Annotated in this window: 13 protein-coding genes; 5 read left to right on the top strand and 8 right to left on the bottom strand. The window is 66.0% G+C overall.

Translation table 11 applies throughout. From position 1 onward, the window contains the following. Positions 1–221: 221 nt before the first annotated feature. Positions 222–800 (top strand): phage connector family protein, encoded by a 579-nt coding sequence (locus BR24_RS01725; RefSeq protein ID WP_496539789.1) that lies wholly within the window; start codon positions 222–224, stop codon positions 798–800. A gap of 75 nt (positions 801–875) precedes the next feature. Here BR24_RS01725 and BR24_RS01730 read toward each other — a convergent pair whose 3' ends face one another. The 8 genes from BR24_RS01730 to BR24_RS01765 all read right to left on the bottom strand — a co-directional run bounded on the left by BR24_RS01730 (position 876) and on the right by BR24_RS01765 (position 7580). Continuing rightward, positions 876–1094, bottom strand: coding sequence for a SlyX family protein (locus BR24_RS01730; protein WP_496539790.1), 219 nt, complete (start codon positions 1092–1094; stop codon positions 876–878). A 59-nt stretch (positions 1095–1153) separates the two neighbouring features. Further along, positions 1154–1765, bottom strand: a complete 612-nt coding sequence (locus BR24_RS01735; RefSeq protein WP_496539791.1) for an FmdE family protein — start codon at positions 1763–1765, stop codon at positions 1154–1156. 14 nt (positions 1766–1779) lie between these two features. Beyond that, a complete protein-coding gene (locus BR24_RS01740) occupies positions 1780–2595 on the bottom strand; it encodes an ABC transporter ATP-binding protein (RefSeq protein WP_496539792.1) in 816 nt (271 codons plus the stop codon). Beyond that, positions 2592–3662, bottom strand: a complete 1071-nt coding sequence (locus tag BR24_RS01745; protein ID WP_496539801.1) for a FecCD family ABC transporter permease — start codon at positions 3660–3662, stop codon at positions 2592–2594. Before BR24_RS01745 ends, BR24_RS01740 begins: the two co-directional genes overlap by 4 nt. Position 3663: 1 nt before the next feature. After that, the gene (locus BR24_RS01750; RefSeq protein ID WP_496539793.1) at positions 3664–4848 is read right to left on the bottom strand and encodes an iron ABC transporter substrate-binding protein; all 1185 of its coding nucleotides are present in this window, start codon (positions 4846–4848) and stop codon (positions 3664–3666) included. A gap of 184 nt (positions 4849–5032) precedes the next feature. Then, a complete protein-coding gene (locus tag BR24_RS01755) occupies positions 5033–5950 on the bottom strand; it encodes a DMT family transporter (protein WP_496539794.1) in 918 nt (305 codons plus the stop codon). Next, positions 5923–6516: a cyclase family protein gene (locus BR24_RS01760; protein ID WP_496539795.1), complete on the bottom strand. Its 594-nt coding sequence runs from the start codon at positions 6514–6516 to the stop codon at positions 5923–5925. Before BR24_RS01760 ends, BR24_RS01755 begins: the two co-directional genes overlap by 28 nt. A gap of 41 nt (positions 6517–6557) precedes the next feature. Further along, entirely contained in the window at positions 6558–7580 is a 1023-nt protein-coding gene (locus BR24_RS01765) for a tRNA dihydrouridine synthase (RefSeq protein ID WP_496539796.1), read from the bottom strand. Positions 7581–7743: 163 nt separating this feature from the next. On the opposite strand from BR24_RS01765, the gene BR24_RS01770 reads away from it, so the two are divergent. The 4 genes from BR24_RS01770 to BR24_RS01785 all read left to right on the top strand — a co-directional run. Beyond that, positions 7744–9807, top strand: a complete 2064-nt coding sequence (locus BR24_RS01770; RefSeq protein ID WP_496539797.1) for a phage tail protein — start codon at positions 7744–7746, stop codon at positions 9805–9807. Between the two features lie 18 nt (positions 9808–9825). Then, on the top strand, positions 9826–10299 hold the full coding sequence (locus tag BR24_RS01775) for a hypothetical protein (RefSeq protein ID WP_496539798.1): 474 nt from the start codon (positions 9826–9828) through the stop codon (positions 10297–10299). Positions 10300–10302: 3 nt separating this feature from the next. Next, positions 10303–11349 (top strand): hypothetical protein, encoded by a 1047-nt coding sequence (locus tag BR24_RS01780; RefSeq protein WP_496539799.1) that lies wholly within the window; start codon positions 10303–10305, stop codon positions 11347–11349. Beyond that, on the top strand, positions 11349–13115 hold a 1767-nt coding region (locus tag BR24_RS01785; protein ID WP_496539800.1), incomplete at its 3' end, for a DUF7483 domain-containing protein. The genes BR24_RS01780 and BR24_RS01785, both read left to right, overlap by 1 nt.

A 13115-nucleotide genomic window follows, 5' to 3' on the forward strand; every position in this document is an offset into this window, starting at 1 on the left:
CACTAGACCCGCCCCCGGCACGGTTTACACATGCTGTGGAGAAGACACGCCCGCCACCCGTTCAAAGCCGCTGTCAATACGCTTCTTTATCCCTCAAAGGCCCGCGAGCGCCCGCTGCGCGCCGGTATGGAAAACCGGGTGTATACTCCGTCCCATCCGACGAAACCTGCCCGTGCGGAAGCCGGAGAGCGGGAACACCGGCAGGACTGGAGACGATCCACATGGCCAGAAGTGTCATCGAAATCTGCAACAACGCCCTGCTCGATCTGGGCGAGGCCCCCATCATGTCGCTGGACGACGGCAGCAAGGGCGCGGAGCTCTGCTCCCGCCGCTGGCCCGCCGTGCGCGACGCCGTGCTCCGGGCGCATCCGTGGAACTGCGCCATGGCGCAGGCCGAGCTCGCCGCCGGGGCCGACGCCCCCCTCTGGCGCTGGGACTACCTCTACTCGCTGCCATCGGACGTTGTCAGGGTGGTGCGTGTGGTGGCCGCCGACGGCACGGACGTGAGCGAGTGGGAAATTCAGGGCTCGCTCATCCTGTGCAACGAACAGGCCCCTCTGTTCATCTCCTACGTCAAGCGCGAGACCGACCCGGCCAATTTCGACCCCCTGCTCACCGAGGTCATGTCCGCACGGCTGGCGGCGATGCTCGCCTACCCGATCTCCGCTTCCACGAGCCTCGCGGACTCCTGCTGGCAAAACTACCGCGACAAGCTCTCGGAGGCGCGCGGCGTGGACGCCCGCGAAGGAGTCCCGGAATCGGGCATGCCCATGAACTGGCTCGGCGCCAAGATAGGGTAACGAAAAGCGCCCTTCGCGTGCCTGACGACAGCGGCGAAGGGCGCTTGACCTTAAAAACGTTCCTGCTCGCCGAGGCTAGCGCCCCGGCCCATAATGGGGCGGCGGTGGCTCCGGCCCCGGCTCCTGATCGTCCTGCGAGTCAGTGTTGCGTTTTACCTTTTCGCCGAGCAGCATGAGCTTCCGCTCCAGCTCGTCGATCTGTCGCTGCTGGTCGGCCACCACGCCGTCCAGCTCTTCTATGGTCCTGTCCTGCATGGCCACGAGGGCCTCGAGTCGTTCCAGTCTGTCTTCCATGACGGAACGATATCACAGGGTCCGCGCCTTTGAAACAGGCATCGGACCGCTCGCCCGGGTCAACGCTTCTGCTCCCGTTCCCCGAAACAGGGGATGCAGTACGGCTCGCCTCCGAGCATCCTCACCCGAGACTCCATGACAGGCTCCCCGCACCCCGCGCAGCCCAGACTGTCCATGATCATGGGGCCGCGCGGCATGGGACGTTGCGGCGAAGACGTTTCGAACAGCTCCTCCAGCGGCAGCTCCATCATGCGTCGCTGCTGGGCAACACGCAGCCCCGCAAGCCGGGCCCGGCCCGCCGCATCCAGCCCTTCGGAAACATCCAGCCGCATCAGCTCGCGCGCCTGCTCATGCTCCGCCCCGAGCGCCCCCGGTTTCAGACGGATGCGTTCCCCGGCGCCGTCCTTGCGGCTGTAAAACGTGAACGCGGTCTTCCCCCAGTCCCGATGGATCAGGTTCCCCTTCCCGAAAGTGCAGCCGGTGAGGAATTGAATGGCGTCCACGCCACACATGTCGGTTTCGCACACTGCACAGATCGGCTCCGTGTCGTTGTGGCCGAATCGTTCGAGGCAGTATTCCGCAGCCCTGATGCCTATGGACAGGCCAGGGCAGACATGCCCGTGAAAATCGATACAGGCATCAACCCTTTCCTGAGGTATGATACAACTCATGGAGCCCTCCGTTTCTATTGTTCGATCGTGTGATCATGAGCAGGCCGCTGCCGCCCGTGAAGCGTGGCAGCGGTCTCGTCGCGGGGCACCACCACCGGCAATCCGCCCACCTCGCCCAGCGTAACGGGAAGCCCGTAGACGTCCTCTATCATTTCGGCCGTTACCTCGGCACGTTTCGCGGCGGCGTGGATACCGCCGTCCCTGAGAAAGATGAAACGGTCCGCGAAACGAAGCGCCTGATTCACGTCGTGCATGGTCACCACTGCGGCCATGGCGTGTTCGCGCACCACGTGCCTGATCGTGTCGAGAATGTCTGCGCGGTTTCGCATGTCGAGGGCGCTGGTGGGCTCGTCGAGCAGAAGGATGCGAGGCTCCTGAACCAGTGCCCGCGCGATGGAGACCTTTTGCAGCTCGCCCCCGCTCATCTCGTGGAGGTTGCGCATCGCCAGATGCTCCAGACCGAGATGACGCACGGCGGCCTCGGTGATGCGCAGGTCACTCTCCGTAGCCCGCCAGCGCATGTGGGGCCTGCGTCCGAGCAGCACGGCGTCGAAGGCGGTCATGTTGCCCGCTTCGCTTTTCTGGGCCACATAACCCACCCGGCGCGCCACCTGATCCGGCCGCAGACGCAGAACGTCCGAGCCATCCACCATGACCGCTCCCGACGAGGGCCTGTGGATGGCGTTGACGCATTTGAGCAGAGTGGTCTTCCCCGCGCCGTTGGGTCCCATGACGGCCAGAATCTCTCCGGGGTCCACGTGAAACTCCACGCCCTCCAGCACGGGGCGCGCGCGATATCTGAACGACACGGACGAGACGGTCAGGATCATGCCCGCTTCCCCCTTGTGACGAGCCACAGAAACATGGGCGCGCCGATGAATGCGGTAAGCACGGACACCGGCAGGGCGTGCGGCGAGAGCACCAGCCGCGCCGCGGTGTCGGCCAGCAGCAGGAGCAGAGCCCCGGCAAGGGCCGAGCCGGGCAGCAGGAAGCGATGGTCGTCGCCGGTGAAGCGCCGCACCATGTGCGGACAGACAAGCCCCACAAACCCGATGACGCCGAGAAACGCCGTGACCACGGACGTGATCAGAGAGGCCGCGAGCATCCCGGTCAGCCTGACCCGCTCCACGCGTACCCCCAACCCCCGCGCGGTCTCGTCGCCCGCGTCCATGGCGTTGTAGTTCCAGCGGTTGAGCACGAAAAAACCGATCGCGGGCAACGTCACGCCAGCCATGACGGCCAGCTCGCCCCAGTCCGCGCGGGCCGCGTCGCCGAACGTCCAGAAGACCATGGCCGCAAGCTGCACGTCATCCGCGAAGTATTGCAGGAACATGGTTCCGGCCGTGAACAGGGACCCCAGCGCCACTCCGGTGAGAATCATGGACTCGGGCGTGGCCCCGCGCATTCGCGAAACGCCAAGGACCGTCAGGGTCGCCACCATGGACATGACGAAGGCCATGAGCGTGGTGGCGTAAGGGCTGCTGATGACCACCGCGTCGGCTCCGGTGGACTGCATGCTGCCGCCCCCGAGAGTCATGACCGAGACCGCCGCCCCGAACGCCGCCGCGTGCGTCACGCCGAGCGTGAAGGGAGAGCCCAAGGGGTTGCGCAGCACCGACTGCATGACCGTCCCGGACGAGGACAGCGCGGCCCCGGCCAGTATGGCGGCCAGCGCCTGCGGCATCCGGATGGACCAGACCACGGTCTCCAGCCTCGCCTCCACCGCCTGCCCGGTCAGGGCCCGGAGGACTTTGGCAAGCGGCATGTCTGCCGCCCCCGTGGACAGCGCGTAGACCAGTACCGCGAGCAGCAGCGCCCCTGTCCCGAGAACCATCAGCCCCTTTCGCGAGGTGTGCCTGCGGTATTCCGCAGGAATCTTGCCGTCGGCGAAGTGCATCTCATCGCTCCAGTATCTCGGCATTCTCCCCGACACGGATCGAGGATGCGTCAAGGCGCGTGAAGGCCAGCCCGCCGAAAGCCGCATTCAGCTCGTCGAAGACGGGGCTGCCCACGAGAAACTCGTAGATCGCGTCGGCCTTTCCTGCCGGGTCGATGTCCGAGAATCGCTCCGGGTACAGCACGCTCCCGATGAAGTAGGCGTCCGCCAGCGTGTTGCCGTGGTTGGAGGTATACCAGTTGTACGGCAGGACACCGTAAACCCGTCCATCACGGCACGCATCGAGGTGCTCGTATGCCGGGTCGGTGGCCAGCTCGTACAGGGAGTTTGCTTCGCTGCCGGCGCGGATGGTGGAAAGGTCCACGAAAATGTAGTCGGGATTCCAGACTACGATCCGCTCCTTGGTCGCGTCCGCGTGGCGAGCAGGGGCGCCGCTCTCCGGCGCGGCAACGTTGGCGGCGTTCAGGAAAAGAAACGGAGGATATCCCGGCTCCGTGGAGCGGAACCCGTGCGGCCCCTTGAAGGCGATGCCGCCGACGTAGCAGGAGGGATTGCGCTCGGCTCCGGCGGCCCGCCTCGTGAGGTCGTCGACGGTATCACGCAGGAACGTGACCACTTCCTCGGCCCGCGTTTCGACGCCAAGCACCCCGCCCATCAGCCTGAGGCTGTCATAGACGGCGTCTCGACGCAGCCCCAGATCTCCGTAATCCAAACAGACCACGGGAATGCCGGTCTTGGCCTGCAGCTCGTCGGGGTCGTACCCGGAGCGCGCGTAGGTCTTGAAAATGACCTGCGGCTGCGGCTCCAGCAGGGCGATGCGTTCGGGGTTGTCGCGTCCCCGGAACTCGCCGAACAGCTTCATGTCTCGGAACTGCGGGTTGGCCAGCGCGTAAGGTCTGGCGTCGATGCGGCTGTGCCTCGTCTCCACGGAATCCACAGCAACGGCGCGATCCTGTTCCCGGAGATACGTCAGGTAGCGAAGGCAGCCCGGTCCGGAACAGATGACACGCTCAGGCGAGCGCGGCACCGTGACGGTACGACCCAGCGAGTCCGTGACCGTCATCGTCACCGCCTCCGGATCGCCGCCTGCGGACACCTTCTCCGGCGCATCCGAACACCCCGCGATGAAAAGCGATACCATCACCACCAGAACCGACCCCGCCACTGCGGAACGCACTCCCGTCATAATTCCTCCGCCCTGAGTATGAATAACAATATGCAATTACTGCTTAATCCAAGTATATCTATTGCAAAATCGTGTCAACAATCACGCACGGAAAACACAGGAAGACGTTTGCCGAAATAACACGGACAAGGGGAGGGAGCGCGAAGACGCGCTTGAGCAGGCAACGCGACGGGCGGGCGAGGATTCAGCGGGCGAAGCGGTTGGTCATGTAAACTCCGGCGATGACCATGGCGCCCCCGCCGAGGACGGCCAGCCCAACGGTCTCTCCGAGCAGGAGCTGGGCGAAGATGATGGCGAACACCGGCACGAGGTTGATGAAGATCGCCGCGCGGGACGGCCCGATGGCCCGGATGCCGCGGTAATACCACGCATAGCTGACCCCTGTGGCGATGACGCCCAGATACAGGATGTTCAGCCAGTCGCCGACGGAGGAACGCAGCACGTCCTCCACCAGCCCGGCGTTGAGGGCCGGGCCCAGCAGGAACAGCGCGCCCAGAACGCAGGACCATGTCACGGCCCGGGCCGGGTCGAGGTGCCGCATGGCGACACGCCCGCCGATGGAGTAGCCGGTCCACGCCGCCACGCAGCCGAGGATAAGGAGATCGCCGGTGGCCACGCCGTGGTTCAGGAGCGAGAGCGGGTCGCCTTCGGAAAGCACCATGGAGACACCGAACAGGGAGAGCAGCGTCCCCATGACGCGCAGCGGACCGAACCGCTCCTTGAAGACAACGGCGGAGACCGACGCCACGCAAACCGGGATGCAGGCCACTATGAGCGCCGCCCGCCCGGCCGGGATGGTCTCCAGCCCCGTGAAGAAAAACCAGCTGTACATGAACACGCCTGTCAGCCCCAGAAAGGCCGTGTGCGGCACGAACTTCAACGGCAGGCGCGGCAGCCTGCCCTCCTGCCGCCACGCGCTGATCACCAGAAAGACCGCCGCGGAGAAGAAGCGCAGAAACGAGGCCGAGAGCGGCCCCATGGTCCCGGCGAGCATCTTGCCGGAAATCCATGTCCCGCCCCAGAGGGCCATGGTACCCACCAGCATAAGGTAGATGAAGAGATTGGACTCGCGGCTCACGGCAGCAGCCCCACGGCGCGACACGGCGCTCCGTCGCGCCCTTCGAGGTTCAGCGGCAGGCAGGTGAAGATGAATCCCGTGAGCGGCAGTCGCGAAAGATTGCAGAGATTCTCCACCAGAATCATGCCCGCGCCGAAGAGAATCCGGTGCGCGTCGGTCACGCTCATGGGGTCCGGGGAAGGGAAGTCCATCCCCACGCCGAGCAGTCCCGAATCCGCAAGGACTTTGGCTCCCTCCGGGGTCAGATACGGGTGCTCGTAGAAATACTCGTCGGAGCCCCAACGGGCATCCCAGCCACTTCGCAGAAGAATATGGTCCACCCCCTGCGGCAGGTCCTTGAGCTGCTTCGGCCCGATGGCCTTTTCGGATTCAGACACGTCGAGCACGGCGGCGGGGCCGGTGAACACGTCCGGGGAGAGCCCGTCCAGAGCGGGGGCGCCTTCGAGCATGTGCGCCGGGGCGTCCACATGCGTTCCGGCGTGAGTCGGAATGCCCAGCCACCAGGAGTCGGGCGGCAGGTCCACCTGCGGGTCGCCGGGATAGACCGGCATGCCGTTTCGTATGGGCCGGGAAAGATCGATTGTGCGCATGATCCGGGCAGACTAGGCCCGAGGCGCAGGGGTGTCAACGCTCAACGCGTGAACAGCAGGCTGTTTGGGCGGCTGGTGATGGCCATGTCGTCGCGCAGCTCCCGCCGGGCCAGCTCGCGAAGACCGTCAAGGCTGTCGGCTCCGGTCAGGCGGGGCAGCAGCTTCAGGCCGAAGGCGAAGTTGGCGGCGAGGTACACCGCGTATTTCTTGTAGAACTTCACGGCCCGTTGCGCATCGTAGTGCTCCTCCAGCGCGTCGAGCAACGCCAGCGCGGTCCTGCGATAGATGTCAGCGCCGTGACGAACCCCGTCGATCCACTGGGAAAAGAGCCACGGCCGCGCCACCGCCATCCGGCCGAGCGAGAGCCCGTCGCAGCCGGTGCTGTCCAGCATGTGCGTCGCGTCTTCGGGCGTGCAGACGTTCCCGTTGCCGAACACCGGGACGGAGACCGCCTCCTTCACCTGCCGGATGTGATCCAGCACCGGGGGCCGCGTCCTGCGGTCTGGCGAGACGCGCGGGTGAAAGACCAGACAGTCCGCGCCGGCCTGCTCGAAGCGGTTCGCCAGTTCCACCGCGCCTGCCGGGTCCGGGGTCCAGCCGGTGCGGAACTTCACGAACACCGGAATGTCCACGGCTCCGCGGATGGCTCTGACCACGGCCTCGGCCCGCTCCGGCTCCCTGAGCAGCGCGGCCCCGGCGCCGCGTTTGACGATGGCGGCCACGGAGCAGCCCATGTTCACGTCCACGCCGAAGAAGCCTTCGCGCTCGACCCTCTCGGCGGCAGCCGCCATCTCCGCAGGCTCGCCGCCCATGATCTGGCAGACCAGATGCGAGAGTTCCTCTTCGCGCCAGCGGAACACGGCCGAGACCTTCGGGTTCTCCGTGGGCAGCGCTTTGGCCGAGGTCATTTCCGAGAACAGCAGGCCGCAGCCGCCGAAGTCGTCCAGCACATGGCGAAAGGCCACATGCCCCAGCCCGGCCATCGGGGCCAGCCAGAGCCTGTTGGCGACGGTCCTGCCGCGCACTGCAAGGGGTTGCGAAAGTCTTTGGGCGAGTTCGTTCATGGCGTCTCCGTGCGCAGGATTCCTACCGACTGCCCGCCCCTGTCAAGAGGAAATGTCGCCCCCGGAACGCCCGCGACGCCTCCGGAAACGCCCCGCCCGCGCACCCGGGGATATACTGCTGCCCAAACCGCGCCGGAAAACCGGCCCCGACAAAGGAGCAATCATGAGCATCACCACACCGGCCCTGACCAACTTCACGGCCGGGGAACTGAGCCCCCGGCTGGAAGGGAGGGTGGACATCAGCCCCTACTTCAACGCCTGCCGGACGCTTGAGAACTTCCTCGTCCACCCCCACGGCGGAGCATGGCGACGGTCCGGCCTGCGCTTCATGGCCCGCGCCCTCGGCGACGGCCCCGGCCTGTTCATTCCCTTCGAGTTCAACAGGGAACACACCTACCTGCTGGAGCTGGACAGCATCGGGCAGAAGACCGTCATGCGAGTCTTCTCCGGCGACTCCCCCGTCCTCGCGGAAGGTGCTGAATTTCGCATGGACCTGCCGTATCTGCCCGACGATCTTCACGAGCTGCGCCATGCCCAGTCCGGAGATTTTCTCGTGCTGGTCCACCCCCGGCACCCGCCGAGGAAACTGCTCTGCGCCGGAGCCGCGGACTGGACGCTCACCGAACTCGCGTTCACGGACAAGCCCGAGAACTGGCAGGAGGGCAACTACCCCTCCTGCGTCACCTTCCATCAGGAACGGCTGGTGCTGGCCGCCACGCCGGACAGGCCCGCCACCATCTGGATGTCACGCGTGGGCGACTTCACGGACATGCGGCTGAAAAGCCGCGAGGCGCCGCTGGAGGACTGGCGGGACTTCACCTGCTCCGGCACCGGGATGGGGAAAGGCGGCGAGACCTTTCTGGTGAAGGACGGCGGCCTGTTCGAGAAAGGCTACGGCCTGCGCGGCAAAAACGCTCAGGGGGCGCTTCGCTACTACCAGTACCGGGGCGAGGAGGTCTTCGATCCCGACGGCGCGGACGAGACCGTGCGGTTCGACTCGGACATCGAAGTCATCCACGACGCTTCCGGCAACCTGAACGAGGCGTTCTGGACCAGCTGCGAGGTGGGCGACCGCGTGGAAGCTCCGCCCGGGGAGAAGCCGCTGGACGACGATGCCGTGGAGCTCACGCTCTCCGGCAGGCAGGCCAACGGCATCCGGTTTCTCGTGTCCAAGGCGCGGCTCTGGGTGGGCTGCGCGGGGGGCGAGTGGACCGTATCCGGCGCGGCATCCGGCGACCCGGTGACCCCGTCCGGCGCGCAGGCCGGTCATGAAGGCACCTGCGGAGCCGAGCCGCACCAGCCGGAAACCGTGGGCTTCGCCTCCATCTTCATCCAGCGCGGCGGGCGCAAGATCCGCGAGATGGCCTACCGCTTCGAATCCGACGCCTTCGTCTCATCGGACCTGACCCTGCTCTCCGGGCACATCACCGGCCCGGGCGTGACCATGCTGGCCTGCCTTCAGGAGCCGGACCCCATCATCTTCTGCCTCAGAAAGGACGGGAGCATCGCGGCCCTGACCTATCAGAAGGACCAGAACGTCGCGGCCTGGAGCCGCATCATCACCGACGGCTTCGTGGAGCACATCTGCGCCATCCACTCCCCGGCATCGGGCCGGGACGAGCTGTGGTGCATCGTGCGGCGGGAAGCGGGCGGCATCGAGCGGCGGTACGTGGAGCGGCTGGACCCGGAATTCGATGGCGACGCGGTTGACGCGTTCTTCGTGGACAGCGGCGTCACTCTTTCCGCAGACGCACAGCGCACCTTCGGCGGCCTGGAGCACCTCGCTGGCAGGACTGTCTCGGTGCTGGCGGACGGCGCGGTGCACAGCGACGTGCCCGTATCGGCGCAGGGCACCATCAGCCTCAACACCGAGGCCGACACGGTTCAGGCCGGGCTGCCCTTCGTCTCCACGCTGCGCCCCGTGCGCATGGAGTCCGGTTCGCATCGCGGCACCGCACAGACCAAGCGCAAACGGGTGGTGAGCGTGTCCGTGCGCTTTCATCGCACTCTGGGCGGCAAGGTGGGCCCCTCCCCCGACAGGCTGGAGACCATCCACTTCCGCACTCCCTCCACGCCCATGGGCAGCGCGCCCGAACCGTGGAGCGGCGACAAGAGCGTGCTCTTTTCCGGCGGATGGGACCGCGACGGCGACCTCACCGTGGTGCAGGACCAGCCCCTGCCGATGTGCCTGCTGCTCATCGTGCCGAAGGCGGTCGTCAACGAATAACAAGCAAGGAGAAAGACCATGGGCATGAACAAAAACGTGGCCGCGGACATCAACGGCGCCGTGCGACTGTTTTCGGACCTCCGTTCCATGACGGACGGAGGCGGCGACGGCGACGAGTCCCGAGACATCGCCCGACAGCAGGCCCGGCTCAAGGAGCAGGCAGCACGGGCAAACGCTGAAGACGTCCTCGACGCGGGCGAGGAGAACGCCGGGGCTGTCCGGGAGGAAGGCGAGCAGCGCCTCGGAAGACTTCGCGCAAGAGCCAGCCGCTCCGGACTGGCCAGAAGCGGATCGCGCGCGCTGGTCGACGCGGCCCGCACCGCCGAGGCCCGCGAAGATGAGCAGAAGACGCTCGACTATGCCGAGACGCAGGCTCGCGAGATCCTCCGGAAAGGGAGGCGGGAGGCCGACACGACCCGCCTGGCGGCCGGACTGAGCCCTCGCGGAACGGCCATCGGCCTCGGGGCAAAACTTTACAGAAACAGGAGGTAGGCAATGACGGTATCATCCACCACCAACCGCGTGTCATACGCAGGGAACGGCTCCACCAAGGACTTCGCGGTGCCGTTTCTCTTCATAGCCGCAGCCGACGTGCAGGCGGTGCTGCGTTATCCCGACGGGAGCGAGGCCATTCTCTCCCGAGGCACCCACTACTCCCTCGAGGGGGAAGGCAGCCCTTACGGGGGCACCCTGCGCACGGGCACCGCGCCGCTTGAAGGCGAAACGCTGGTCATCCGGCGCAAGCCGCCCATCCTTCAGGAGGTGGACTACATGGAAAACGGCCCGTTCCCGGCGGAGACGCATGAACGGGCGCTGGACCGGCTGACCATGATCTGCCAGTCCCTTTCCGAACGCCTTGACCGCGCGGTAAGCCTGCGCGTCTCCTCCGCCGTCAGCGACGTGAGGATGCCCGACCCGCAGGAAGGCTGCACCCTCTGCTGGAGCGGCGACAACATCGCCAACGGCCCCACGGGCGAAGACGTGGCGGCGGCCCAGACCAACGCCGAGATCGCCCGCGCCAGCAGCGAGGAGGCGCAGGCGGCACGCGACGAAGCCGTGCAGGCGGCCTCCACCAGTTCTCTTCCCGATATGACCTCGCTGACCGGCTGCGAAATGCTTCGCGTGACGCCGGACGCCCTCTCTTACGAGCACCGCACCGCCGCACAGGTGCGCTCGGATATTGGCGCCCCCGGCATCGCGGTCCCCAACCTCTGGACCGCGCCCCAGGAGTACGAACAGACCGCGCTGGCCATCGAAACCGGGACGGTGACGTGGGACATGGCCGCCGCACCCCGCGCGGTGCTGACGCTCACCGAGAACGTGACGGCCATCAGCATCACGAACCCCGGTCCGGGAGAACTGACATTGATACAGGACGCCACCGGCGGACGATCCGTTGCGTGGCCCGCGTCCATCCTCTGGCCGGGCGGCGTGGCCCCGGTGGTGACGCCCAAGCCCGGCGCCGAGGACGTGGTCACCTTCATCGAGCGCGGCGGCGTGCTGCGCGGCACGGCCCTGCAGGACTTCAAGGCGGTGGCCTGATGTTTGATCCGATCTCTCACCCGTTTTCCGGCCTGAGGACCGCTCTCGACGCAGCGGTTTTCCGGCACGCAATCGGCCATTCCGCGCTCGTGGAGAACGGCTTTTCCGCCTCGCCCGCCCTCGGCACGGATGCGGTCATCTCCGTCTGGTTCAAGCCCACCGCTGCCAGCCTTGCGCCGCTTATCGACATGAGCGGGCATTACCATCTGCGCATCGAAAAAACCGGGTCTACTGTCACATACAAAATCAATGACGGCACGCCGCAGGCATACGGCGGCAGCGTCGGGACGTCCTTTCACGAACTGCTGGAAAACCTGCTGATCGCGCTCTGCGGGTCCTCGCACGGATATTACGCCGACCTGCACGCCGTGGACCGGACGACCGCCGACCCCTTCGGCTCGGTTTCGCCGACCGTGTCCACCCTCTGGACGCCTCGCGTCTATGCCGGAGAGTACAGCGCAGGCGGCAGTCATCTCGACTTCGCCGATGCCGCCAACCTCGGCCGGGACGTCTCCGGCAACGGCAACCACTGGACCGTGAACGGCAGCCCTGTGCAGACACTGGATACGCCGACGGACAACTACTCCACGCTGAATCCGGCAACGACCTCGGATTCGGCAGTGTCCTATGCAAACGGAAACACAACCGCGTCCGTCGGCGGCACCAGCGGACGTGAGTCGTACAGCACGCATCTGATTCCTCCGGGCAAGTGGTATATCGAATCCAAAACCGACGCGGGAAACGCCGGAAGCAGCAGTGCGTTTATCGGGCTGCGTCAGCCGGGAAATGGCGACCAGCCGTTTTACTATCGCGCTGACGGGACGCTTGTGGTCGACGGGGCCAGTGTTGGTACATTCTCCGCTTGGTCGGGGGGTGATGTGCTTGGTCTGCTCCTCGATACAGAAAATGATCAATTTGAAGTGCGGCTGAACAACGCTGTCATTCACGCAGGCTCGTACTCCACCGACGATCGGGAGATACTGCTGCATCTTGCCAGCGCCAACGGCGGCGCACAGACGGTCAACTTCGGCGCAACGGGCTTCGCCTACGGGCCGCCCGTGGGTTACAGCCCGCTGTCCAGCGCGAACCTCCCCGAGCCGGAGCCGCTTGACCCGGCGAAGGGCGTGGACATCGTGCTTCGCAGCGGTACGGGCGCGGACGCCACGGTGAGCGGTCTCGGCTTTGCGCCGGACTTCGTGCTGACCAAGGGGCGGGACGCGGCCACCTCGTGGGGGGTGTTCGACACCTGCCGCGGCGCAACGCACTGGCTGGCGATGCAGAGCGCAGACGCTGACCGGACGGACGCCGAGTCATTGAAGGCGTTTGCGGCTGACGGCTACACCATGGGGAGCTCCACTTTTGTCAACTACGGCGACAGCAGGCCGTATGTGGACTTCTGCCTCAAGCGCGGGCCGGAGTTCGGGTTCGATATTGTGCCCTATGTTGGTGACGGGATTGCCGGAAAGCAGCTCGCCCACAACTGTGGCGGCGTTCCCGAGTTGATAATCGTCAAGAACATCACCACCAACGGCCAGAACTGGATGGCCTACCATTCCGCCCTCGGTGCCACCAAGCTGGTCTATCCGAACCTCGACAATGCGCTGGTCACGTCGAGCGCGGGGTGGAGCGACACGGAACCGACAAACACGCACTTCACCGTGGGGCATACCGGGAACACCAACGAGGACGGGTCTGAGCACATCGCCTACGTCTTCCGCTCCGTCCCGGGTTTCTCCAGGGTGTTCAGCTACACAGGCAACGCCGAC

It is taken from the genome of Pseudodesulfovibrio halophilus DSM 5663, from assembly GCF_059568665.1.

Bases quoted from the DNA above. Each gene is read 5' to 3' on its own strand.
- BR24_RS01725 (WP_496539789.1), top strand. From the start codon at position 222: ATGGCCAGAAGTGTCATCGAAATCTGCAACAACGCCCTGCTCGATCTG.
- BR24_RS01730 (WP_496539790.1), bottom strand. From the start codon at position 1,094: ATGGAAGACAGACTGGAACGACTCGAGGCCCTCGTGGCCATGCAGGAC.
- BR24_RS01735 (WP_496539791.1), bottom strand. From the start codon at position 1,765: ATGAGTTGTATCATACCTCAGGAAAGGGTTGATGCCTGTATCGATTTT.
- BR24_RS01740 (WP_496539792.1), bottom strand. From the start codon at position 2,595: ATGATCCTGACCGTCTCGTCCGTGTCGTTCAGATATCGCGCGCGCCCC.
- BR24_RS01745 (WP_496539801.1), bottom strand. From the start codon at position 3,662: ATGCACTTCGCCGACGGCAAGATTCCTGCGGAATACCGCAGGCACACC.
- BR24_RS01750 (WP_496539793.1), bottom strand. From the start codon at position 4,848: ATGACGGGAGTGCGTTCCGCAGTGGCGGGGTCGGTTCTGGTGGTGATG.
- BR24_RS01760 (WP_496539795.1), bottom strand. From the start codon at position 6,516: ATGCGCACAATCGATCTTTCCCGGCCCATACGAAACGGCATGCCGGTC.
- BR24_RS01765 (WP_496539796.1), bottom strand. From the start codon at position 7,580: ATGAACGAACTCGCCCAAAGACTTTCGCAACCCCTTGCAGTGCGCGGC.
- BR24_RS01770 (WP_496539797.1), top strand. From the start codon at position 7,744: ATGAGCATCACCACACCGGCCCTGACCAACTTCACGGCCGGGGAACTG.
- BR24_RS01775 (WP_496539798.1), top strand. From the start codon at position 9,826: ATGGGCATGAACAAAAACGTGGCCGCGGACATCAACGGCGCCGTGCGA.
- BR24_RS01780 (WP_496539799.1), top strand. From the start codon at position 10,303: ATGACGGTATCATCCACCACCAACCGCGTGTCATACGCAGGGAACGGC.